Origin of the sequence: Streptomyces sp. NPDC086077, assembly GCF_040686175.1 — a bacterium.
Classification (GTDB): Bacteria; Actinomycetota; Actinomycetes; order Streptomycetales; family Streptomycetaceae; genus Streptomyces.
Genome location: NZ_JBFBJT010000121.1, coordinates 1 through 22429, shown reverse-complemented (window position 1 = coordinate 22429; position 22429 = coordinate 1). Strand labels below are relative to the sequence as shown.

Genomic DNA, 22429 nt, shown 5'->3' with positions numbered 1-22429 from the left:
CGGGTGGGGTACCTCTGGAGCGGAGAGGTACCCCACCCGGCCGAACAGGGCGGGGCGTGTCTCAGACGCGCTGCCCGTCGCCTCCGCCGGACGACACCTTGATCCCCTTGGTGATCTCGTCGATCAGGGACACCTTCTGGTCGGCGTCGATGCCGAACCGGACCACGACGAGCTGCCCGGAGTCGCCGGGCGAGGGGAACACCAGCGACTCGACCAGGCCGTCGGCGCCCTTGCTGGTGACCGCCTTCCAGAGGACCAGATAGCCCTTCTGCCCGGCCACGGTCACCGCCTCGGACGCCAGCACCTGGTGCGAGGTGATCTTCCCGTAGCTGTCGCCGCCGTACGACTCCTCGGCGTTCGCCGCGATGTCCGCCTTCGCGACCTGCTCGGGCGTACTGCCCTTGGTGCCGAGCACCTCGGCGGGCGCCGAGTAGGCGCCGCCCTTCGTGCACGACTTGGACGTGTCGCCGGGGCACTCGTAGCTGTCGTCGGACGTCATCTGCGCGCCCACGGTGAAGGCCTGGCCGGTCCAGCCCTCCGGCACCGGCATGCTGATCCCGTTCACGGGGTCGGACAGCGTGCCGCCGCCCTCCACCTCCGGCGCCTGCGGCTGCCCGGGCTCGGTGGACTCGCCTTCGGGGCCGCCCGAACCACCGGAGCCCTCGTCGCCGAACGGCCCGCCCCGGCCACCGTCCTGCCCGTCCGGTCCCTGCTGCTGCGAATCGGCGCGGCTCGCACCACCGCCGTCGCCCTTCGTCAGCGCGTACACGCCGATACCGATGCACGCGAGGACCGCGGCCGCCGCCGCGACGGCTATCCCGGTCCGCAGACCACGCCGCCGCCCGCCCGGCGGCTGGACCGGATACCCGGGGTATCCCACGTGCCCGGGATACCCCGGATACGTCGGCTGGGTCTGCTGCGCGTGAGCGGCCGGAGCAGGCCCCGCCGGGGGACCCCAGGCCGCGGCCGACCCCACCGGACGGGTCTGGTCCGTCCATGCCTTGCCGTCCCACCAGCGCTCGGTGGCGGGACCGTCACTTGTCTGCCCGGGGTCGGGGTACCACCCGGGAGGAGTCAACTGCGTCATGCCCCCACCGTATGAGGCCTCGGTGAAAGAGGGATGAGAGGGGATACCCGCCGGCCGATGAAGGGGGGACAGCCGCACATCACGGGAACCCCACGGACCGATGCCCGGTCATTCCAGCACCAGGCGTACCGGGCCTTCCACGGCGGCCGGGGGCAGGCGCAGTCCGTCCCGCCCCGGCGTCACCGACCCCAGCACGCTCGGATGCCGGGCCCCCGTGCTCGCCGGGACCGTGCCGGGCAGGCCGTGCACCGTCAGGAACCCCAGGACCGCGAACGCGTACGCCTCCTTCGCGTCCGACGGGAGCCCGAGCTCGTCGGAGCGGCGCACCGCCACACCCGGCAGCAACTCCCCGAGCATCCGCATGAGCACCGGATTCCGGGTGCCGCCGCCGGACGCGATCACCTCCGTGGCGCCCACCGACCGCACGGCGTCGGCGACCGTGCGCGCGGTGAGGTGGGTGAGCGTGGCGATCACGTCCTCGGCGGGCAGCGTGCCGACCCCGGCCAGCGCCTCGTGCAGATACCCGACATGGAACAGCTCCTTGCCGGTGGTCTTGGGCGCGGGCAGCGCGTAGTACGGCTCCTCCAGCAGCCGCTCCAGCAGCACCGGCTGGATCCGGCCGCGGGCGGCAAGGGCGCCGTCCAGGTCGCACGCCAGCCGTCCGCCGCTGAAGCCGTGCGCCGCCGCGTCGATCAGCGCACACGCCGGCCCGGTGTCGAAGGCGGTCCCGTCGGGCGCGGTGAGATTGGCGATCCCGCCGAGGTTCAGGGCGGTAGGTGTGCCCGGGCGGCCGTGCAGCCACAGCAGGTCGACCAGGCTGACCAGCGGTGCGCCCTGGCCACCGGCGGCGATGTCCCGGGGCCGGAAATCGGCCGCGACGGGCAGCCCGGTCGCCTCGGCGATCCACGCGGGCTGCCCGAGCTGGAGGGTGCCGCGCACCCGGCCCCCGTCGACCCAGTGGTACACCGTCTGTCCGTGCGAGGCCACCAACTCGGCCCTGCCGCCGCACAGTTCACGATCAGCCCGGACGGCCGCCGCCGCGAAGGCCTGCCCGATCAGGGTGTCGAGCCGGCACACCTGCGCCATGGTCGTGGTTCCGGGCGGCAGCGCCGCCGCGAGCGCCGCCCGCAACTCGTCGTCGTAGGGCTCGCTCACCATCCCGAGCGGCTTCAGCACGAGGCTGTCACCGACGAGGCCCAGCTCGGCCGCCGCCGCGTCGATGGCGTCGTACGACGTGCCGGACATCAGCCCGATCACCCGCATCCGTTCACCTCGCCTCCTTCGAAGCACCCCTCGCCGGAAGGGTGGCGAGGGCCAGCACACTGACCGCGCAGGTGGCCGCCGCGTAGTACGCGGGAATGTCCACGTCACCGGTCCGCTCGATCGTCTCCGTGATGATGAGCCCGGCACAGCCCGAGAACACCGCATTGGACAGGGCGTAGGCGAGTCCCAGGCCGGTGTAGCGGACGGTGGTCGGGAACATCTCCGACAGCATCGCCGGGCCCGGCCCCGCCATCAGCCCCACCACCGCGCCCGCGGCGAACACCGCCAGGCCCTTGAGGGCCTCGGAGGCCCCCGGGTCCTGGAGCAGGTTCAGCAGCGGAACCGCGAGGACCACCACCAGCAGCGCCCCGGAGAGCATCACCGGCCGCCGCCCCACCCGGTCGCTGAGCACCCCCGCCGGGATGATCGTCACCGCGAAGCCGAGGTTGGCCAGCACGGTGGCGATCAGCGCCTGCTGGAAGCTCGCGTCCAGGCTGCTCTGGAGGTAGGACGGCAGCACGACGAGGAAGGTGTACCCGGCCGCGGCCCAGCCCATGATCCGCCCGGCGCCCAGCGCGATGGCCCGCACCACCTCGCGCGGAGGCGGGCGGCGCAGCTCGCGCTGCTCGCTGAACGCCGGTGTCTCCTCCAGCCGCAGCCTCAGCCACAGCGCGCCCAGCCCCATCGGCAGCGTCAGCAGGAACGGCAGCCGCCAGCCCCAGTCCCCGAGCTGGGCCTCCGTCAGCACGGTGGCCAGCAACGCCGCCGCGCCCGCCCCGCCGAGCAGGCCCAGCGCGACGGTGAACGACTGCCAGGAGCCGTACAGCCCGCGCCTGCCCGGCGGCGCGAACTCCGTCATCACCGCCACCGCGCCACCGAACTCGCCGCCTGCCGACAGTCCTTGAAGAACCCTCAGAAACGTGAGCAGCCAGGGCGCCCACACGCCCACAGTCTCGTACGTCGGCAGTGCGCCGATCAGGGTCGTCGCGCCCGTCATCAGCACGATCACCAGGATCAGCACCGGCCGCCGGCCGATCCGGTCGCCGAGCCGCCCGAACAGGGCGGCACCGACGGGACGGAAGAAGAAGGCCAGGGCGAAGGAGGCGTACGTCTTCACCAGTGCCTCGGCCTCGCTGCCGCCCTCGGGGGTGAAGAAACGGGCGGCGATGACGGTGGCGAAGTAGCCGTAGACACCGAACTCGTACCACTCGATGAAGTTGCCCACCGAGCCGGCGACCAGCGCCCGGCGGGACCGCTCCGGCGTGGTGCCGGTCGCCTTCGCAGGCGCGTTCATCGCGTGTCTCCCGTCCCGTACCGCTGTTGAGCCCCGACAGTGGAAAATCAGCGTCAGTTCACGGGCCGTTGGCTGTCAATAACTTTCACGAGGACCTCACCCATGGCTACCACAGTCCCCGACCACCCACCGTCGGACCTGCCGTCGGGCTACGCTCGCCCTGTACGGCGTTCGGGCGTCCAGGGGAGGTAGCGGGATGACGGTGGTACCGCCGGCGGCGGGTGCCTCGGCCTCCCTGTGGGAGCGGGACGAGGAGATCGCCGGGGTGGTCGAGGCGCTCGACGCCCTCTGCGTGGACCGCGCGTCCCCGGGCGGCCTGCTGGTGTTACGGGGCGAGGCCGGCCTCGGCAAGACCGCGCTGCTCGCCGAGACCCGCCGGCTGGCCGAGGAACGCGGCTGCACGGTGTGGTCGGCGCGCGGCGGCGAGACCCTCCGTTCCGTCCCCTTCAACGTTGTACGCCAGCTGCTGCAGCCCGCCCTCGTCTCCCTGCTCCCCGAGGAGGCCCGGGAGTACCTCGGCGACTGGTACGACGTCGCCGGCCCCGCCCTGGGCATCGCCGACCCCGGCGGGCGCCAGGCCGACCCGCAGGGCGTGTGCGACGGCCTCGTCGTCGCCGTGCGCCGGCTGGCCAAGCGGGACTGGCCGCTGGTGCTGCTGATCGACGACGCGCACTGGGCCGACCAGGAGACGCTGCGCTGGCTCGCCGCGTTCGCCGAGCGGCTGCACGACCTGTCCGTGCTGGTCGTGGTGGCCCGCAGGCCCGGCGAGGTGACCGGCGAGAGCGCCCGCCACCTCGACGCGGTCGCCGCGGCCGCGGGCCGCCCCGAGACGACGTTGAGCGCCCTCACCCCGGAAGCCACCGCCGGGCTCACCCGCGCGACCGTCGGCCGGCACGCCGACGCCCCGTTCTGCCGCGAGGTCTGGGCCGTCACCGGCGGCAACCCCTACGAGACCGTCGAACTGCTCGCCAAGGTGCAGGACACCGAACTGGAGCCGACCGAGTCCTCCGCCGGTGAACTGCGCGCCCTGAACCGCTCGGCGCGCGGCGGCGGACTCGTCGCCCGCCTGGAGGGGCTCGGCATCGACGCGACCCGGTTCGCCTGGGCGGCCGCCATACTCGGTACCGGCATATCCGTCGACCTGGTCGCCCGGCTCACCACCATGCGCCCCGAACAGGCGGTTCGCTGCGCAGAGTTGCTGTGCTCAGCCCGGATCCTCACCGCTCCCGACCCGGCGGGCGCCCAGGCCGACGACGGCGACCTGGAGTTCGTCCACCCGTTGATCGCCAGCGCCGTCTACAACTCCATCCCCGACGCCCTGCGCACCGCCATGCACGGCATCGCCGCGCAGATCGTCACCGACTCCGGCCGCGGTGCCGCCGCCGCCTCCCGGCATCTGCTCCAGGTCCACCCGGACGACGACGTCGAACTGGTCGACCAGTTGCGTGAGGCCGCCCGGGAACACCTCGCCGTCGGCGCCCCCGACGCGGCCCGCCGCTGTCTCGAACGCGCCCTGCAGGAGCCGCCCCGGCCCGACGTGCACGCGCGCGTGCTCTACGAGCTCGGCTGCGCGACCCTGCTCACCGCGCCCGCCCGTACCATCGGCCACCTCCAGACCGCGCTCGCCATGCCCGGCCTCGACGGGCCCGCCCGCGTCGACGCCGTCTTCCGCCTCTCCCAGGCCCTGCTCCACAACGACCAGCTCGAACAGGCCGTCCGCACGGTCGAGGCCGAGGCAGCCCGCCACGAGGAGGGTCCCGCCCGGCTGCGGCTGCGGGCCGTGCAGTACATGTGGGAGGGCATCCACTCCGGTGAGGCGCAGACCCCGGGACGCTCCGAGCGGCTGGCCGAACTCGCCCGCACCTGCACCGGCCGCGACAACTCCGAGCGCGCGCTGCTCATCCTGCGCGGCTTCGACGCGATGAACCACGGTGAGAACGCCGTGGAGGTCGTCGAGCTCTGCGACCGCGCGCTCGTCAACGGCCGGCTCGCGCCCGGCCTCGGCTGGACCGACACCGAGTGGGGCGTCGAACTGCTGATGATGCTCGGTAGCTCCTACGCCTACGCCGACCGCCTCGACCGCGCCGAGAACCTGTTCGCCGAAGCGCTGCGTACCTACACCACGGCCGGCTGGAGCGGCGGTCACCTCGCTCTCGCCAACGCCTTCCTGGGCCTCGCGTTCCGCCGGCAGGGCCGTCTGAAGGACGCCGAGTCCGTCCTGCGCGAGTCGCTGCGCCTCGCCGAGCGGGTCGGCCGCGGACTGCCGCTGTACTGGTCCGCGACATGCGGCCTGGTCGACACCCTGCTGGCCCGCGGGCATGTCCGGGAAGCCTGGTCCGTCGCCGAGCGGTACGGCTTCACGCCGCCCTACCCGTCCACGATCGTCCTGCCCGACACCCGCTCGGTGCGCGGCCGGCTGCTGCTCGCCGTGGGCCGCACCGAGGACGGCATCAACGAACTGGAGGCCGCCGAGAAGGCCGCCGCCGTCCGTGGCGGCCACAACCCGGTGCTGGCGCCCTCGACCATCGACCTCGCCGGAGCCCTCGCCGCGCAGGACCCGGCCCGCGCCGCCCGGCTGGCGGCCGACGCCCGCCGCCAGGCCGAGCTGTTCGGCACCGACACCGCCATCGGCGAGGCCCTGCGCTGCGCCGCCCGCCTGGAGACCGGCCAGCGCAAGGTGCGCCTGGCCGAGCAGGCGGTCACCTATCTGGAGGCCTCGCCCTGCCAGTACGAACACGCCGCGGCCCGCGTCGAGTACGGCGTCGCCGCCCGCTCCACCACCGAGCTCAACCGCGGCCTGACGCTGGCCCGTTCCTGTGGCGCGGACGGCCTGGCACGCCAGGCCCGGGAGGCGCTCGCGGAACTGGAGGCCTAGCGGGCGGGGCCGTGACCCGATGGGTCACGGCCACAGGTCCCGGCTCTCGCAGATGCGCGCGTCCATGTTCCGTTCCATCATCCGCAGTGCCGCCCCGGCGAGGTCCGGGTGGATGTGGGCGACGGCGTCCCTGGGCACGATCACCTCGTAGTGCCGGATATGGGCGTCGAGCGCCGAGTAGAGCACGCACTGCTCGGTCACCTGGCCGGAGAGCACGAGCCGGGTGACCCCGTGCTGCTGGAGCAGGTAGTGCAGCGGCGTCTCGTAGAAGATCGAGTGGCGGGCCTTCAGTACGAACAGCGAGTCCGTGTCGGGTTCCAGGGGTGCCACCAGGTCGGCGTGGGGGCCCCGCAGCGCGTGCTCCAGAAGCTCACCGTGGTGTGAGCGCCACTCGCCGAAGTTGTCGTTGACGTAGATGACCGGTACCGCCTGCCGCCGCGCGCGCCCGATCAGATCGGCGATGACCGGCACCACCGATTCGGCCGAGGGGATGAGCAGTTCAGCGTCCTTGTGGTCGTACCTGTTGATCATGTCGATGACGGCCAGCGCGGTCTTGCTCATACGACCAGGATCGCACCACGCGCCGCACGGGCGACTCGGCCCGCGTTCCGTCACCGGGTGAGCGACTTGTCACCCCGTCGCGTCGCCCTCCTCCGCGAGCACCCGCTGGGCCGTCGCGAACGCCGCGTTCGCTGCCGGCACCCCGCAGTACACCGCCGTCTGCAGCAGCACCGCCCCGATCTCCTCGGGTGTGAGCCCGTTGCCGCGTGCCGCGCGGACGTGCAGGGACAGCTCCTCGTGGTGACCCTGCGCCACCAGCGCGGTCAGCGTGATCATGCTGCGTTCCCGGCGGGAGAGCGTCGGGTCGGTCCAGATCTCGCCCCAGGCGCAGCGCGAGACGAAGTCCTGGAAACGCGCGGTGAAGGGCGTCTGCCGGGCCTGCGCGGCGTCGACGTGTGCGTCGCCGAGCACCTCGCGTCGTACCTCCATGCCCCGCCGCGCGGGTCCGCCGAGGTGTGCCCGCAACGCCGTGAGCACCGCCTCCGGACACTGCGCGGGCGCCAGATGCGAGGCGCCGGGGAGCTCCACCAGCGTCGCCCCCGGCACGGCGTCCGCGATCTCCCGCAGATGCGCGGGCGGCGTCGCCGGATCGGCGTGGCCGGCCACCAGCAGCGTCGCCGCGGAGATCTCCACGAGCCGCTCGCGCAGGTCGAACGCGGCGAGCGCGTCACAGCAGGCGGCGTACGCCTCCGGGTCGGCGTCCCGGTGGTCCCGCACCAGCCGGGGCACCGAGAACCCGGCTGTGAACCAGCGGGCGTCCGCGCTCGCGGCGAGCGAGGCCGGCCCCTCGCGCCGCACCAGCGCGGCCCGCTCCTGCCACGGCCCCGCTCCGTCGAAGTGGGCCGACGAGCAGATCACCGCGAGGGACGACACCCGGTGCGGGTGGTGCACCGCGAGGTGCAGCCCCACCGCGCCGCCCAGCGACACCCCGGCGTACGCGAACCGCTCCACGCCGAGGGAGTCGGCGAGCGCGAGCACCAGGTCGGCGAGGTCACCGACGGTGGCGCCCGCCCCGATCGGCGGGGGAGGACAGCTCCACCAGCTCCGGGTCCTCGGCCACGTCGATCGCGACCAGCGGCTGCTTCGGGTGGCGCAGCAGCGAGGAGCGGTACGGGGCGTAGTCGCGCCGCGGGTGATGCTCGACGGGCCCGCCGTCGGCCACGCGCTTCTCGTAGGCGGCGTGCTCGGCCGCTATCTCCTGGTCGATGTCGTGCTGGGTGAGAGCCATGACATTTCCTACCGTTCGAGGACGAGGACGAAGACGAGGACGAGGGCGGTTGGGCGGCCAGGTCGTCCGGGCGGACGGCGGCGAGGCCTCCGTCGTGGCGGCCGATCGGGGTGCGTAGGGCGTCGAGGACGTGGACGTCCCTCATGACCGCGCCTCCTCGCCGACCCGCACCTTCGCCGCGGTCCGGGCGACGATCTCGTCGGCGGTGACACCCGGCGCGCACTCGGCCAGCACCAGCCCGTCGTCGGTGACGTCGAGCACGCCGAGGTCGGTGACGATCCGGTTCACGCACGCCCTGCCCGTGAGCGGCAGCGTGCACTCGGCGAGGATCTTGGGGCTGCCGTCCTTGGCGGTGTGGGTCATCACGACGACGACGGTACGCGCGCCGTGCACCAGATCCATGGCCCCGCCGATACCGGTCACCAGCTTGCCCGGGACGGCCCAGTTCGCCAGGTCCCCGCCGGCCGAGACCTGCATGGTGCCCAGTACGGCGACGTCGATGTGCCCGCCGCGGATCATCCCGAAGGACAGCGCCGAGTCGAAGAAGGAGGCGCCGGGCAGCACCGTGACGGTCTCCTTGCCCGCGTTGATCAGGTCCGGGTCGACCTGGTCCTCGGCCGGGTAGGGGCCGGTGCCGAGGATGCCGTTCTCCGACTCCAGGACCACCTCCACGCCGGGTGGGAGGTGATCGGGGATCGGGGTCGGCAGGCCGATGCCCAGGTTGACGTACTGCCCGTCTCTCAGCTCGCGTGCGGCCCGTGCGGCCATCTCCTCGCGTGTCCAGGCCATCAGTTGCTCACCGTCCGCCGCTCGCCGTACCTCCTTGGGCGGTGAGGCGACCGCGACGCCGCCCCGGCCGTCGTAACGCCACGGCAGTCCGCCCTCGGCGACCTGTGTGCCACCCCGGCCGGCGTGTGGAAGGCGGGGACGCCGGCCCCGCCCGCCCGCAGCCGCTCGGCCAGCGTGCCCTGCGGGATCAGCTCCAGCTCCAGCTCCTCGGCCAGGTACCGGCGGGCGAACTCCTTGTTGGCGCCGATGTAGGAGCCGGTCACCCGGGCGATCCGCCCGGCGGCGAGCAGTACCGCGAGGCCTGACTCCATGGCGCCGCAGTTGTTCGACACCACCGACAGCCCGCCGACGCCGCGCCGGTGGAGCGCGTCGATCAGCACGTTCGGGACACCGCTCAGCCCGAAGCCGCACCCGGCGAAACCCCGGGTGGGGGCCGGCCCTGACTCACGCCGTCGTAAGCAGCACCCACACCTGCCCCTCGGCGAAGTTCAGCGGCGCGCCGTCGGGCGTGGCGAACCGCGTGCCGTCGCCCGGCTCCGGACGCTTCCAGAGCGCGTCGTACGCCCTCCCGTCGCGCAGCACCACCGCCGTGCCCGAGCCGACGGTCTCCGTGTACGGCGTGTTGCTGCCCCGGGAGTCGTAGTAGCCCGACGGGCGCGTCCGCACGTACTGCACGACGACCGTCGCGGGCGCCGGCGGCTGCCCGTCGGTCGCCGTGGCGGCGGTTCCGTCCAGTGCGACCCGGTAGCGGTCGCGGCGCGCGTCCCAGGTGAAGGTGAAGCGGGCCGCCGGGTAGCGGACTGTCCGGGTGGTCTCCTTCCGGCCGCCCTCGGGGGCGGCGCCGAAGGTGAAGCCGGCCGGTGTGAGGGCGGCCTTGCCGGGAGCGGCGGGCATCAGGCGGTGCGGCCGCAGGTACAGGTTGTGCGGGGCGGCCCTGCCGCCGCCGCGGAAGTAGGCCCCGGGGCTTCGGCTCGGGGGCTCGGCGCGCAGCGGGGACCGGTCGATCAGTGGCAGCAGCCTGGTCTGCGCGCCGGAGAAGGCGAGGGTGGGGTGGTCGAACTGACGCAACAGCTCCAGGTCCGCCTCACGGGCACTGCGCACGGGGCCGACCGCCTTCGGCAGGCTGCTCGCGTAGACCGCCAGCATCCGGCTCAGCCCGCCCTCGACCTGCTCGACGTAGACGATGTCCGCCGTGCCGAGTCCGGTGTGTGGCCGGGCCGGGCGCGTGTTGTCGATCTTCACCGTGAGCACCGGCCCCACGGGTGGCGCACTACGGGGCGCTGACGGCCGGGGGCTCGGCTCCGGTGCCCGCCCGTCGTCGTCCGGCGGGCGCTCGCCGCCCGTGCAGCCCGCCATGAGCGAGACCGCCGTCCCGGCACCTACCAGCGCCGTCACGGCGGCCCGCCGCATGCGCGCTCTTCGTCCCCTGCCCATGCCCACCGCCGCCACCCGACCAGTCCCGTGCCCTCGATTGTGTGGTTGTCCGTTCATCGATGGCCATACCCGGTCGGACCCGGTCCCTACTACGCATAAGCCGATCGCGCATCCCGGCTAGCCCGCCCGGCCCAGCCGCGGGGCCGGGCACGGCCGACGGTTCGGTGCCGCGGCCCCGGGTACCCGGGCCGCACCGCAGTACCGGTAGGGCAAGACGTGCGACGGAGGGAGTGCGGGTGATGAGGGCTGTGACGTGGCAGGGGAAGCGGGACGTACGGGTGGAGACCGTGCCCGATCCGCGGATCGAGGAGCCGACCGACGCCGTCATCCGCATCACCTCGACCGGGCTGTGCGGTTCCGACCTGCACCTGTACGAGGTGCTGACGCCGTTCATGACACCTGGCGACATCCTCGGGCACGAGCCCATGGGGGTCGTCGAGGAGGTCGGTCCCGGCGTACCGGACCTGGCGGTCGGCGACCGGGTCGTCGTGCCGTTCCAGATCGCCTGCGGCAACTGCTGGATGTGTCTCAACTCGCTGCCCACGCAGTGCGAGACGACCCAGGTGAGCGACGAGGGCATGGGCGCAGCCCTGTTCGGCTACACCCGCCTGTACGGCTCGGTGCCGGGCGGCCAGGCCGAGTACCTGCGTGTCCCGCAGGCCCAGTTCGGCCCGATCAAGGTGCCGCAGGGCCCGCCCGACGACCGGTTCCTGTACCTGTCCGACGTGCTGCCCACGGCCTGGCAGGCGGTCGCCTACGCCGACGTCCCGGAAGGCGGTTCGCTCGCTGTCCTCGGCCTCGGCCCGATCGGCGACATGGCGTGCCGGGTCGCCCAGGTGCGTGGCGCCGGACGCGTGTTCGGTGTCGACCTGGTGCCCGACCGGCTGCGCCGGGCTAAGGCACGCGGCGTGGAGACGTACGACCTGCGGGCCTTCGACAGCGAGAAGGAGCTGGTCGCCGCCATCCGCGACCAGACCGACGGGCGTGGTCCCGATGCCGTGATCGACGCGGTCGGCACCGAGGCGCACGGAAGTCTCGCGGCCCGCCTCGCCCAGCAGGCGTCCGCCATGCTGCCGCGCAAGCTCGGCGCCCCGCTCGCCGAACGCTTCAGCGTCGACCGGCTCGCCGCCCTGCACACCGCCATCGAGCTGGTGCGCCGCGGCGGCACCCTCTCGCTCTCCGGTGTCTACGGCGGCATGGCCGACCCGCTGCCGATGCTCACCATGTTCGACAAGCAGCTCCAGATCCGGATGGGCCAGGCCAACGTCCGCCGCTGGGCCGACGAGATCCTGCCCTACCTGAGTGACGACGACCCGCTCGGCGTCGACGACTTCGCCACCCACCGGCTGTCACTGGACGAGGCGCCCCAGGCGTACGAGATGTTCCAGCACAAGCGGGACGGGGCCGTGAAGATCGTCATGCAGCCCTGAGCGTCTCACGCCTGCGGCGCGAAGATCTCCGCGAGGTCGTACCGCACCGGCTCGTCCAGCTGCGCGTAGGTGCAGCTGTCCGGAGTGCGGTCCGGCCGCCAGCGGCGGAAGCGGGCCGTATGGCGGAACCTCGCCCCGTTCTCCATGTGGTCGTACGCCACCTCGCACACCCGCTCCGGTCTGAGCGGCACCCATGAGAGGTCCTTCTTGCCCGACCAGCGGCTCGGTGCCCCGGGCAGCCGGGCCGTCTCGTGCGCCGCTTCCTGGGCCCAGGCCGCCCACGGATGCCCCGTCACATCGTCCAGACGCAGCGGCTCCAGCTCCTCGATCAGCTCCGCGCGTCGCGCCATGGAGAAGGCGGCGGACACACCGACGTGCTGGAGCGCGCCCTGGTCGTCGTGGAGACCGAGCAGCAGCGAGCCGACCACGGGCCCGCTCTTGTGCAGCCGGTAGCCGGCCACGACGACGTCCGCCGTGCGCTCGTGCTTGACCTTGAACATCGCCCGCTCGTCAGGGCGGTAGCCCAGCGTCAGCGGCTTGGCGACCACACCGTCCAGGCCCGCCCCCTCGTACTGCTCGAACCACTGCCGCGCCACGTCGATGTCGGTCGTCGCCGGTGCCACGTGCACCGGGGCCGTCACCCCGGACAGCGCCATCACCAGCAGCGCGCGGCGATCGGCGAGCGGCACGTCGAGAAGCGACCGGTCGGCCAGCGCCAGCAGGTCGAAGGCGACGAAGGAGGACGGCGTCCGCTCGGCCAGCGTCCGCACCCGTGACGCGGCCGGGTGGATCCGCTCGGTGAGCGCGTCGAAGTCCAGCCGCCCCTCCCGGGCGATCACGATCTCCCCGTCCAGCACGCAGCGCTCCGGCAGCCGCTCCCGCAGCGCCTCCACCAGCTCCGGGAAGTATCTCGTCAGCGGCTTGGTGGTACGACTGCCGAGCTCCACCTCGTCGCCGTCGCGGAACACGATCGCCCGGAAGCCGTCCCACTTCGCCTCGTAGTGCATGTCCGGCGGGATCTTCGCGACGGACTTGGCGAGCATCGGTTTGACGGGCGGCATCACCGGCAGGTCCATGCTCCGACTCTAGGCGGACTCCGGACGCGGCGCCGTGCCGGCGGCGACGGACTGCTCCGGACCGGTCAGGAGCGCGCCCGGGAATGGCGGCCGACGCCCGGGTGCGGGACTGGTGCGGTGCGCCTACCGTGGCTCGCATGGGTGACGCGGTGGAACTGGAGGCGGGCGGCCGCACCGTACGGCTGTCCAGTCCCGGCAAGGTGTTCTTCCCGGAGCGCGGCTTCACCAAGCTGGACCTCGCCCGGTACTACATCGCCGTGGGCCCCGGCATTCTGCGCGCCCTGCGCAACCGGCCCACCACCCTGGAGCGCTACCCCGAGGGAGTGACCGGCGAGTCCTTCTTCCAGAAGCGGGCCCCGAAGAACATGCCCGACTGGATCCCCACGGCCCACATCACCTTCCCCAGCGGCCGCAGCGCCGACGAGATGTGCCCCACCGAGGAGGCCGCCGTCCTGTGGGCCGCCCAGTACGGCACGCTCACCTTCCACCCGTGGCCGGTGCGCCGCGACGACGTCGACAGCCCCGACGAACTCCGCATCGACCTCGACCCGCAGCCCGGCACCGACTACGACGACGCGGTCCGCGCCGCCCACGAACTGCGCGCCGTCCTGGACGAGTTCGGCGGCCTGCGCGGTTTCCCCAAGACCTCCGGAGGCCGTGGCCTGCACGTCTTCGTGCCCATCGAGCCCCGCTGGACCTTCACCCAGGTCCGCCGCGCCGCGATCGCCGTCGGACGGGAGATGGAGCGCAGGATGCCGAAGCACGTCACGATCAAGTGGTGGAAGGAGGAGCGGGGCGAGAAGATCTTCATCGACTACAACCAGACCGCACGGGACCGCACGATCGCCTCCGCCTACTCCGTACGTCCCCGCCCGCACGCCCCTGTCTCGGCGCCGCTGCGCTGGGAGGAGGTCGGGGTGGCCCACCCCCAGGACTTCGACCTCGCGACCATGCCCGCGCGCTTCGCCGAAGTCGGAGACGTGCACGCGGACATGGACGAGAACCGCTACTCGCTGGACGCGCTGCTGGAGCTGGCGAACAAGGACGAGCGCGACCACGGGCTCGGCGACCTGCCGTACCCGCCCGAGTACCCGAAGATGCCGGGCGAGCCCAAGCGGGTGCAGCCGAGCCGCGCGAAGAAGGGCGGCCCCACGCCGTAGGGCCGCCCCTCGACATCCGACGGTTACAGCTCCATGATCCGGATGTCCCGGTAGGAGACCACGTCCGTCGTGCCGTGCACCTGGAGCCCGATGTAGCCGGAGGCGAACCGCCGCCCGTCCGTGCCCGGGTCGTCCGAGCGGGGCGGGGAGAAGTCCTGACCACCGATGTTGTCGAACTCGTTGATCAGCTTGCCGTTGCGGTAGACCGAGTAGTGCTGGTCCACCACCCGGATCTCGTAGTCGTTCCACGTGCCCTTCTGGGTGACTCCCGCGCCCGCGAGTCCCACCCGGTCGAAGCCGTAGACCGACCCCGTCTTGTACATGTCGCCGGCGGGCGAGTCGAACACCTGCACCTCGTGCCCGTACTTGATGGCGACCCACTCCGGCCGCGTCTCCTCCGGGTGGTCGAGGACGTACGGGAACCGCACGAACACCCCGGAGTTGGCGTTGCCGGTGCCGGGAGCGTCGTCCCGCCACTGGAGCTTGAGCGAGAAGTCGCCGTACTTGCGCTGCGGGAACCACAGCATGCCGAGCCCGGCCCTGGTGGTGCCGCTGGTCATCGTGCCGTCGGCGTTCAGCGCGAACGAACCGCCGCCCACGTGCTGCCACTTGTCGAAGGAGCCGGCGGTGCCGTCGAACAGCGGACGGTAGCCCTCGGTCTGTCCGGGCTTGCCGATACCGGACTGACGGGCGGCCCTGGTGACGACGTTGTACTCACGCTTGTCGATCACGCCCGCGGCGCGGAGCCCGTCCAGGACCTTCTTCACGTGCTTGAGGAACAGCGCGTGGGACGTCCACTCCTTCTCGTCCTCGATCAGCTCGTTGATCCGGCACCGGTTGTCGGTGAGCCGGTTCGGCACCCCGGTGTCGACCGTGCCGACGATGACCGTCAGCCGCTCGTCGTACTCCGGGCAGGGCGGCGCGGGCACGCCGCCCGCGACCACCGTGAAGCTCACGGTCCGCGCCGCGGAGGTGTTGCCCGCCTTGTCGCTCGCCCGGTACGCCAGGGTGTGCGCACCTGCCCGGTCGACGATCACGGGCCCGCCGTACGCGAGGTAGGGCCCGCCGTCGAGCGAGTACTCGACGCTCGCGACCTCACCGTCGTCGGTGGCGCTGACGGTGACCTTGGCGCTCGCCACGTAAGCCCCGTCGGAGTTCCGGGTGCCCTCGACGGTCACCCCCGTCACCGGCGGCGTCGTGTCCTGCGGCGGCGCCGCGACGACGGTGAACTGCACGCTCTTCTCGGCCGCCACGTTGCCCGCCTTGTCGGTGGCGCGGTAGCGGACGGTGTGGGTGCCCACCTGATGCACCATCACCGGCTGTGCGTACGGCTGCCAGGCGCCGGACGCGCCGATCGCGTACTCGATCGTGTTGACGCCGGAACCGGTGTCGGACGCGGTGACGGTGACCGTCGCCATGTCGACATAGCTGCCGTCCGGGTCGCGCTCACCGCTGACCGTCGCCGAGGTCTCCGGCGGCGCCGTGTCGTCCGTCGGCGGGGGCACCACCGTGAACTGCGCGCTCTTCTCGGCGGACACGTTGCCCGCCTTGTCGAACGCCCGGTAGCGGACCTTGTGATCGCCGACCTGGTCGACGACGACCGGGGTGGTGTACGGCTGCCAGGCACCGGCGTCCCCGACGGCGTACTCGATCCGGTCGACGCCGGAGCCACCGGTGTTGTCGGTCGCGTGCACCGCCACGCTCGCCGAGCCGACGTACTGGCCCTGCTGGTTCTGCGTGCCGCTGACGTGCGCCGACGCCTCCGGCGCGGTGGTGTCCTCGCCGCTGCCCTCGGTCACCGTCAGGATGCCCTGCATCTGGCCGTGGCCGGGGATCGTGCAGTGGTAGAAGTACCGGCCCGGCGTCAGCGTGACCTCGGCGATGTGCCGGCCGTCCTGGTCGTCGTTCGGGTTGGCCAGGATGTTGAGCTCGACGTCGTTGTTGAACTCCGGGTCGCTGGTCACGAACGTCAGCGTGTGCGGCATACCGGTGGTGTTGCCGGTGGCCTCACTGTTCTCGAAGACGATCGTGGCCTGCCCGGCCACCGCCGTCGTGGGCGCCGAGAGGTACTTGGTGATGTCGTTGCCCGCCGTCCAGGTGAGGACCTGGGCGGCGGCGCGATCGGCTCGATCGGACCGCCCGGACTGTCCGGCCGCCGTGGCCGACTGGAGTCCGAGCACCATGAGGAGCGCGGCCAGCAGGGCCGCCCACATTCTTCGTTGGCCTGTCACTGCTGTGTCCCCCTCGCCAGCTGACCGGCGGCCGGCGTGGGCCCGCCGCCCTGGTACGTCACGCGCCACAGCGCCGACCTGGGGTCCGAGGTGAAGAAGCCACGCCCGTAGTCGAGGACGTACAGCGCGCCGTCCGGACCGAACTTCCAGTCCATCAGGTTCTTGATGCCGTCGTTGCCGATCGGCACGATCTTCTTCAGCGACTCCGAGTGCACCGGCAGCCCGCCGTCACCCAGACTCTTCGGATCCATCAGCACGGCGTTGCGCGGCTGGTCGGCGTCGTAGAAGTCGCCGACGAACCACTTGCCGTCCCAGTACGCCGGCCACTTGACGGCGCTGTCGGCCGCCACGTCCTCGGACCGGTACACCGGCCCGTTCATCGCGGCCTGCCCGCCGCCCTTCAGCCAGGGCAGCCGGTAGGTGGCCTCCTCCTGCTTGTAGGAGGGGACACCGTTCGGGTCACGCGGGAAGTCCGGTGCGCCGCCCTGGGGCGAGTACCAGATGTTGTTCCCGGTGACCGGCGGGAGGTTCACGAGACCGTCGTTGTTCGGGGACTCGTTCTTCGGGTGGTCGCAGTCGTACCAGCCGAGCGGCTTCGACGGATCGGGCAGATTGCGGTCCCGGTAGGGCTGCTTGTTGCCCATGCAGTACGGCCAGCCCCGGTTGCTCGCCTTGGTGATGGCGGCGAAGGTGTCGTACTTCGCGGGGCCCCAGGTCGTCGAGGGCGCCGAGGCGTCCGGGCCGACCCAGCCCGCGTACAGGACGTCCGTCTTCTTGTCGACGAAGATGCGGGCCGGGTTCCTGACCCCCATCACGTAGATCTCGCCGCGTGTCTTCCCGCCGCCCTCGGCGGTCTCCTCGCCGGTGAACAGGTTGCCGTCCGGGAGTGTGTAGGTCCCGTCGGCCTCCGGGTGGATGCGCAGGATCTTGCCGTTGAGGTTGTTGGTGTTGCCGGCGGTGCGGCGCGCGTCGGCGAAGGAGACGCCCTTGTAGTTCGGCTCCGGGTTGTTGCCCGAGTAACCGCTGCTGAAGCCGCTGGAGTTGTTGTCACCGGTCGCGATGTACAGGTTGCCCTTGGAGTCCCAGGCCATCCCGCCACCGGCGTGGCAGCAGCTGTGGATCTGCACCGGCCACGCGAGCAGCACCTTCTCGCTGCTCAGGTCGAGCTTGTTGGTGGCGAGGTCCAGCGTGAAGCGGGAGACGCGCCGCTCGGCCATCCGCGTGTCACGGTTGATCTGCGCGTGCGGGGTGTAGTGCAGATACACCCAGCCGTTCTGCTCGAAGCGCGGGTCGAGCTCGATGCCGAGCAACCCCTCCTCGACCTTGACCAGTTCGTCGCCGCCGCCCTTGTTGCCGAAGACGGTCAGGGCGCCGGCCAGGGTGACCTGCCTGGTCTCCGGGTCGTAGACGTGGATCTCGCCCTTGCCCTTGCCGATGTCCGGGTTGTTCCAGTCGGTGACCACCGGCTGGGAGGAGTCGGCGCCACCGCGGCCGATGTAGAGGACGCGGCCGTCGGGGGCGGTGACCAGGCCGTGCGGCTCGCCGATCTGGTCGTTCTGGCCGGTCTGGTTGGCCTTGGTCAGCCGCTCGGCCTTGTAGTTGGCGTTGATCGTCGCCTTGCAGTCGGCCTGCGCGAGACGGGTAGTCCACAGCAGGGCGCCGCGCAGATGGGCGCGGAAGTCGGTCTCGTCGTACGACGACACCGTGCCGCCCATGCCGGTGTAGAAGGAACGGCCGCCGTCGTAATCGCGGCACCAGCTGATCGGGTGGTCCCAGCCGTTGGCGCTCGCGCCGGGCTGGTACGTCGACTCGCGTACGCGGGCCACCGTGTGCACCTCGCCGGACGGGTTCTTCACCCAGTTCGGCCACTGGTCGGGGCGCTTCCACTGGACCGGCAGGTCCTTGGTGGCCGGATGCCCCCGGTCGCCCACCTCGACGGTGGCCCGCTGGACGGCCGCCGGGCTGTTCGGCGCCGGGCGGGCGCCGACGAGGCCGGTGAACCAGTCGGAGTACGGCTCGGCGCGGGCCGCGTCATGGACGCCGACGAAACCGCCGCCCGCCTCCATGTAGGACTCCAGGCCCGCCTCCTGCTCCGGCTCCAGCACGTCGCCGCCGCCGGTCAGGAACACGATCGCGTTGTAACGGCCCAGTCTGGTCTCGTTGGTGAAGACCGAGGCGTCGTCCGTGGCCTCGATCTTGAAGCGCTGGTTCGCGGGGCCGGTCAGGCCGATCTGCTCGATCGCCTCGATACCGGCGTTCACCACGGGTGACTCGTCGCCGGCTGCCGCGGAGCCGTGGAAGACCAGCACGCGGACGTTGGAGCCGCCGGGTGGCGACTTGATGGACATCGTTGTCAGGGACGGATCCGGGGCCGGGCGGGCACTCGCGGCGGAGCCGGAGAGCAGGCCCGCCGTGACTAATCCGGCGGTCAAGGCGGCCGTCCAGGCCCGCCGTCCGGTACTCGTCCTTCTTGGCGGCCTTATGAAACGGATGGGTCTGTGGTGCGATGTGGACCGCATGTGGTCATCCACCCCTCGTCGGTCACAGCAACAGCGCCTAGAAGCTAGACCTCTTTGCGCGGTCCGCCAATAGGTATGACCGCGATGGGACGAACTTTGTCCTGAGTGTGGATAAACGCAGCCGTCCCCGCTACTGTCTCGAATCCCGTACCGGAGTGGGGAGTTCGGCATGGACAGACGTGGGTTCAACCGGAGGGTCCTCCTGGGTGGCGCCGCTGTCGGCGGTGCCGCCGTCGCGACATCGTTGTCCCTGGGCACGGAGGCGACCGGCGCCGGTCAGACGACGGCGCGGACGGCCCCGGCCGGAGGCCAGGTCAGACACATCAAGCTCTACGCCGAGAAGCTCGCCGACGGGCAGCTCGGCTACGGCTTCGAAAAGGGCAAGGCGAGCGTCCCGGGGCCCTTGATCGAGCTCAACGAGGGCGACACCGTGCACATCGAGTTCGAGAACACCACGGACGTGGCGGCGAGCCTGCACGTGCACGGCCTGGACTACGAGATCACCAGCGACGGCACCAAGTTGAACAAGAGCCATGTGGAACCGGGCGCGAGCCGCACCTACACGTGGCGCACCCATGCCCCCGGCCGCCGCAAGGACGGCACCTGGCGGGCGGGCAGCGCGGGCTACTGGCACTACCACGACCACGTGGTGGGCACGGAGCACGGCACCGACGGGATCAGGCAGGGCCTGTACGGCCCGGTGATCGTCCGCAGGAAGGGCGACGTCCTGCCGGACCGCACCCACACGATCGTCTTCAACGACCTGCGCATCAACAACAGGCCGCCGCACACCGGGCCCGACTTCGAGGCCACGGTGGGGGACCGGGTGGAGTTCGTCGTGATCACGCACGGCGAGTACTACCACACGTTCCACATGCACGGTCACCGCTGGGCCGACAACCGCACCGGCATGCTGACCGGCCCCGACGACCCCAGCCAGGTCATCGACAACAAGATCGTGGGCCCGGCCGACTCCTTCGGCTTCCAGGTGATCGCGGGGGAGGGGGTGGGCGCCGGCGCGTGGATGTACCACTGCCATGTCCAGAGCCACTCCGACATGGGGATGGTCGGCCTGTTCCTGGTGAAGAAGACGGACGGGACGATTCCTGGGTACGAGCCGCACGACCCGCATGAGCCGCATACGGCCGACGGTGCGAAGGACGCCGCCGGAACGAAGGGCGCCGCCGGGACGGACGGTGCCGAGGGGGCGGCCGGAGCCGAGGGCGCTCACGGGGCTCACCATCACTGACGAGGGGCTCACCGGCCCGCGGAGGGGGGCGCGTTCGCTTGGTGAGCGCTCTCTCCCACCTCCTGGCGTGCGGTTATCCTGATCGGCAAGCGCCGGTGAGGAGTCCCGAAGTGTCCGAGGCAGTGTCACGTCCCACGCTGGAGGCCGTGGCCGCCCGGGCCGGGGTGTCGCGGGCCACCGTCTCGCGGGTGGTCAACGGCGGGGACGGGGTGCGTGAGCCGCTGATCGAGCGGGTCCGGCGGGCTGTCGAGGAACTTGGGTACGTGCCCAACCAGGCGGCCCGCAGCCTGGTGACCAGACGTCATGACGCCGTCGCCGTCGTCATCGCCGAGCCGGAGACCCGCGTCTTCGCCGACCCCTTCTTCGCGCTCCAGCTCCGCGGCATCAGCAAGGAGCTGACCGCGCACGACAACCAGCTCGTCCTGCTGCTCACGGAAGGCCGCGACGACCACGCCCGCGTCGGCCGCTATCTCGCGGGCGGACACGTCGACGGGGCGCTGGTGTTCTCACTGCACCTCGACGACGCCCTGCCGGCCCTGATCCAGCGCGCCGGGATCCCGACCGTGTTCGGCGGGCGACCGGGCTGGAGGGACGCCGACGGTCGCGGCGCCGTGTACGTCGACAGCGACAACCGGGGCGGCGCCCGCGAGGCCGTACGGCATCTCCTGGGCCTCGGCCGCGGGCGCGTCGCGCACATCGCCGGGGCCCTGGACCAGACGTCGGCGGTGGACCGGCTCGACGGGTTCCGGGACGTCATGGCCGACACCGACCCGCTCCTGATCGCCGAGGGCGACTTCACCCCGGCCGGGGGCGAGCGGGCGATGCGTGAACTCCTGGAGCGCCACCCGGACCTGGACGCCGTGTTCGCCGCCAACGACCTCATGGCATCGGGTGCCCTGCGCGTGCTGCGGGAAGCGGGGCGGCGCGTGCCAGAGGACGTCGCCCTGGTCGGCTTCGACGACATGCTGCCCATCGCCGAGCAGACCGACCCGCCGCTCACCACGGTCCGTCAGGACATAGAGGAGATGGGCCGGCTGATGGCCCGCCTCCTCCTCGGCCGCCTGCGCGGGGGCGCCGAGCCGGAGGAGGACACGGCCCCCGGCGTCGTCCTGTCGACGACCCTCGTACGCCGCGCTTCCGCGTAGGGGTCCGGATACCTCTTCGGTGGGCTCGGCGTGGGGGCCCGGGCACGCGGCGTGGGCGGTGGGCCGGGGGGCTCAGGACTGTGGCCTGGCAGCGCTCCTGATCAGCGCGAAGCGGGCGCCGTACGGATCGGCCAGCTTGGCGATGCGGCCCACGTCGGGCAGGTCCACGGGCTCCATGCGGACCGTGCCGCCGAGCTCCCGGGCCTTGGCCACCGCGGCGTCCGTGTCGGCGACCTCGAAGTACGCCAGCCAGTAGGGCACATCCTCCGCGGGGTCGTCGGCCAGCGGGACCAGACCGCCGAACATCGTGTCCTCGTCCTGTCCGGCCGGGTTGACGCAGGTGTACGAGCCGCCCAGGTGGTTCACCGCGGACGTCTCCCACCCGAGCAGCCTGTTGTAGTAGCCGGCGGCCGCCGCGATGTCCGGCGTGTAGAGCTCCAGCCAGCACAGCGCACCGGGTTCGTCGAGCACGTCCACGCCTTTGTTCAGCCCGGGCTGCCAGATGCCGAACGGCACGCTCTGCTGGTCCGCCAGGATCGCCATGCGGCCCTGGTCCATGACGTCCATGGGCTCCACCAGCACCCGCCCGTGCGCCTGCTCGGCCGCCTTGGCCGTGGCCTGTGCGTCGGGGCTGTGGAAGTACACCGTCCAGGACGGCGGGCCCTGTTCGGCGGTGGTCCGCATGCCGCCGGCCACGGTCCTGCCGTCGAGCTGGAAGAAGCCGTAGCCGCCGGCCTCGGGTCCCGCCGACCGGAACTGCCAGCCGAAGAGACCGCCGTAGAAGAGGAGGGCGCCGTCGATGTCGGGGGTGGCGACATCGATCCAGTTCGGAGCGCCGTTGACGAATCGGGTGGTGAGCATCATTGCCTCCCGGTCGGGCCCGCTGCCTGCACTGCCGAGTCTCGCACCGCCGACTGACGATCACGTGGCGGACACCACGCGCCGAACGCCTCCTTGACGCTCACCGTCCGTGACGAGCGGGAGTCTCCTTGTCGTCGTCGTTCCGCGTGCCCGGCGAGCGCCTCGTCGACGGAGTTGTCGACGACCTCGTACACGAGGTGGTGCAGTCCTCGCTCACCGGTCGAGCC

At 72.0% G+C, this 22429-nt stretch carries 15 protein-coding genes and 3 pseudogenes; 5 read left to right on the top strand and 13 right to left on the bottom strand.

Going from position 1 to position 22429, the window contains the following annotated elements; all coding sequences use genetic code 11:
• Window positions 1–61: 61 nt before the first annotated feature.
• The 3 genes from AB0O67_RS28015 to AB0O67_RS28005 form a co-directional block, all read right to left on the bottom strand.
• Window positions 62–1087: a DUF2510 domain-containing protein gene (locus AB0O67_RS28015; RefSeq protein WP_365455620.1), complete on the bottom strand. Its 1026-nt coding sequence runs from the start codon at window positions 1085–1087 to the stop codon at window positions 62–64.
• A gap of 108 nt (window positions 1088–1195) precedes the next feature.
• Window positions 1196–2350 (bottom strand): anhydro-N-acetylmuramic acid kinase, encoded by a 1155-nt coding sequence (locus AB0O67_RS28010; protein ID WP_365455617.1) that lies wholly within the window; start codon window positions 2348–2350, stop codon window positions 1196–1198.
• A 4-nt stretch (window positions 2351–2354) separates the two neighbouring features.
• Window positions 2355–3644, bottom strand: coding sequence for an MFS transporter (locus AB0O67_RS28005; RefSeq protein WP_365455614.1), 1290 nt, complete (start codon window positions 3642–3644; stop codon window positions 2355–2357).
• Window positions 3645–3840: 196 nt separating this feature from the next.
• Between AB0O67_RS28005 and AB0O67_RS28000 the strand changes: the two genes are divergently transcribed.
• Complete coding sequence (locus tag AB0O67_RS28000; protein WP_365455611.1) at window positions 3841–6519, top strand: AAA family ATPase; 2679 nt, start codon at window positions 3841–3843, stop codon at window positions 6517–6519.
• Window positions 6520–6543: 24 nt separating this feature from the next.
• On the opposite strand, the gene AB0O67_RS27995 is transcribed toward AB0O67_RS28000, so the two are convergent.
• From AB0O67_RS27995 to AB0O67_RS27970, 6 genes and pseudogenes are all read right to left on the bottom strand, one after another.
• A complete protein-coding gene (locus AB0O67_RS27995; RefSeq protein WP_365455608.1) occupies window positions 6544–7080 on the bottom strand; it encodes an isochorismatase family cysteine hydrolase in 537 nt (178 codons plus the stop codon).
• A gap of 69 nt (window positions 7081–7149) precedes the next feature.
• Window positions 7150–8097, bottom strand: a pseudogene (locus AB0O67_RS27990) (alpha/beta fold hydrolase); the annotation flags it as partial.
• A 1-nt stretch (window position 8098) separates the two neighbouring features.
• Window positions 8099–8308 (bottom strand): annotated as a pseudogene (locus AB0O67_RS27985) (protocatechuate 3,4-dioxygenase subunit beta); the annotation flags it as partial.
• Between the two features lie 141 nt (window positions 8309–8449).
• Window positions 8450–9097 carry a CoA transferase subunit B gene (locus AB0O67_RS27980; protein ID WP_365455626.1) on the bottom strand — a complete coding sequence of 216 codons (648 nt, stop codon included), beginning with the start codon at window positions 9095–9097 and terminating at the stop codon, window positions 8450–8452.
• 24 nt (window positions 9098–9121) lie between these two features.
• Window positions 9122–9504, bottom strand: a pseudogene (locus AB0O67_RS27975) (CoA-transferase); the annotation flags it as partial.
• Between the two features lie 37 nt (window positions 9505–9541).
• The gene (locus AB0O67_RS27970) at window positions 9542–10507 is read right to left on the bottom strand and encodes a DUF3048 domain-containing protein (protein WP_365455605.1); all 966 of its coding nucleotides are present in this window, start codon (window positions 10505–10507) and stop codon (window positions 9542–9544) included.
• A 263-nt stretch (window positions 10508–10770) separates the two neighbouring features.
• On the opposite strand from AB0O67_RS27970, the gene AB0O67_RS27965 reads away from it, so the two are divergent.
• Complete coding sequence (locus AB0O67_RS27965) at window positions 10771–11961, top strand: zinc-dependent alcohol dehydrogenase (protein WP_365455602.1); 1191 nt, start codon at window positions 10771–10773, stop codon at window positions 11959–11961.
• 5 nt (window positions 11962–11966) lie between these two features.
• On the opposite strand, the gene AB0O67_RS27960 is transcribed toward AB0O67_RS27965, so the two are convergent.
• The gene (locus tag AB0O67_RS27960; RefSeq protein WP_365455599.1) at window positions 11967–13037 is read right to left on the bottom strand and encodes an ATP-dependent DNA ligase; all 1071 of its coding nucleotides are present in this window, start codon (window positions 13035–13037) and stop codon (window positions 11967–11969) included.
• 137 nt (window positions 13038–13174) lie between these two features.
• Between AB0O67_RS27960 and ligD the strand changes: the two genes are divergently transcribed.
• Window positions 13175–14197 (top strand): non-homologous end-joining DNA ligase, encoded by a 1023-nt coding sequence (ligD, locus tag AB0O67_RS27955; protein ID WP_365455596.1) that lies wholly within the window; start codon window positions 13175–13177, stop codon window positions 14195–14197.
• A 23-nt stretch (window positions 14198–14220) separates the two neighbouring features.
• Here the strand turns inward: ligD and AB0O67_RS27950 are convergent, their stop codons facing one another.
• Both AB0O67_RS27950 and AB0O67_RS27945 read right to left on the bottom strand, forming a co-directional pair.
• Window positions 14221–16410 (bottom strand): family 16 glycoside hydrolase, encoded by a 2190-nt coding sequence (locus AB0O67_RS27950; RefSeq protein ID WP_365455623.1) that lies wholly within the window; start codon window positions 16408–16410, stop codon window positions 14221–14223.
• Window positions 16411–16424: 14 nt separating this feature from the next.
• Window positions 16425–18860, bottom strand: a complete 2436-nt coding sequence (locus AB0O67_RS27945; RefSeq protein WP_365455594.1) for a ThuA domain-containing protein — start codon at window positions 18858–18860, stop codon at window positions 16425–16427.
• A gap of 256 nt (window positions 18861–19116) precedes the next feature.
• On the opposite strand from AB0O67_RS27945, the gene AB0O67_RS27940 reads away from it, so the two are divergent.
• Together AB0O67_RS27940 and AB0O67_RS27935 are read left to right on the top strand one after the other, a co-directional pair.
• A complete protein-coding gene (locus tag AB0O67_RS27940) occupies window positions 19117–20196 on the top strand; it encodes a multicopper oxidase domain-containing protein (RefSeq protein WP_365455591.1) in 1080 nt (359 codons plus the stop codon).
• 110 nt (window positions 20197–20306) lie between these two features.
• The gene (locus tag AB0O67_RS27935; protein WP_365455588.1) at window positions 20307–21341 is read left to right on the top strand and encodes a LacI family DNA-binding transcriptional regulator; all 1035 of its coding nucleotides are present in this window, start codon (window positions 20307–20309) and stop codon (window positions 21339–21341) included.
• Window positions 21342–21413: 72 nt separating this feature from the next.
• On the opposite strand, the gene AB0O67_RS27930 is transcribed toward AB0O67_RS27935, so the two are convergent.
• Window positions 21414–22202, bottom strand: coding sequence for a VOC family protein (locus AB0O67_RS27930; protein WP_365455585.1), 789 nt, complete (start codon window positions 22200–22202; stop codon window positions 21414–21416).
• Window positions 22203–22429 lie beyond the last annotated feature (227 nt).

Excerpts from the sequence above, each read along its gene's own strand:
- AB0O67_RS28010 (WP_365455617.1), bottom strand. The coding sequence starts at position 2,350 with ATGCGGGTGATCGGGCTGATGTCCGGCACGTCGTACGACGCCATCGAC.
- AB0O67_RS27965 (WP_365455602.1), top strand. The coding sequence starts at position 10,771 with ATGAGGGCTGTGACGTGGCAGGGGAAGCGGGACGTACGGGTGGAGACC.
- AB0O67_RS27980 (WP_365455626.1), bottom strand. The coding sequence starts at position 9,097 with ATGGCCTGGACACGCGAGGAGATGGCCGCACGGGCCGCACGCGAGCTG.
- AB0O67_RS28015 (WP_365455620.1), bottom strand. The coding sequence starts at position 1,087 with ATGACGCAGTTGACTCCTCCCGGGTGGTACCCCGACCCCGGGCAGACA.
- AB0O67_RS28000 (WP_365455611.1), top strand. The coding sequence starts at position 3,841 with ATGACGGTGGTACCGCCGGCGGCGGGTGCCTCGGCCTCCCTGTGGGAG.
- AB0O67_RS27970 (WP_365455605.1), bottom strand. The coding sequence starts at position 10,507 with ATGCGGCGGGCCGCCGTGACGGCGCTGGTAGGTGCCGGGACGGCGGTC.
- AB0O67_RS28005 (WP_365455614.1), bottom strand. The coding sequence starts at position 3,644 with ATGAACGCGCCTGCGAAGGCGACCGGCACCACGCCGGAGCGGTCCCGC.
- AB0O67_RS27950 (WP_365455623.1), bottom strand. The coding sequence starts at position 16,410 with ATGTGGGCGGCCCTGCTGGCCGCGCTCCTCATGGTGCTCGGACTCCAG.
- AB0O67_RS27995 (WP_365455608.1), bottom strand. The coding sequence starts at position 7,080 with ATGAGCAAGACCGCGCTGGCCGTCATCGACATGATCAACAGGTACGAC.
- AB0O67_RS27930 (WP_365455585.1), bottom strand. The coding sequence starts at position 22,202 with ATGCTCACCACCCGATTCGTCAACGGCGCTCCGAACTGGATCGATGTC.
- ligD (WP_365455596.1), top strand. The coding sequence starts at position 13,175 with ATGGGTGACGCGGTGGAACTGGAGGCGGGCGGCCGCACCGTACGGCTG.
- AB0O67_RS27960 (WP_365455599.1), bottom strand. The coding sequence starts at position 13,037 with ATGGACCTGCCGGTGATGCCGCCCGTCAAACCGATGCTCGCCAAGTCC.
- AB0O67_RS27940 (WP_365455591.1), top strand. The coding sequence starts at position 19,117 with ATGGACAGACGTGGGTTCAACCGGAGGGTCCTCCTGGGTGGCGCCGCT.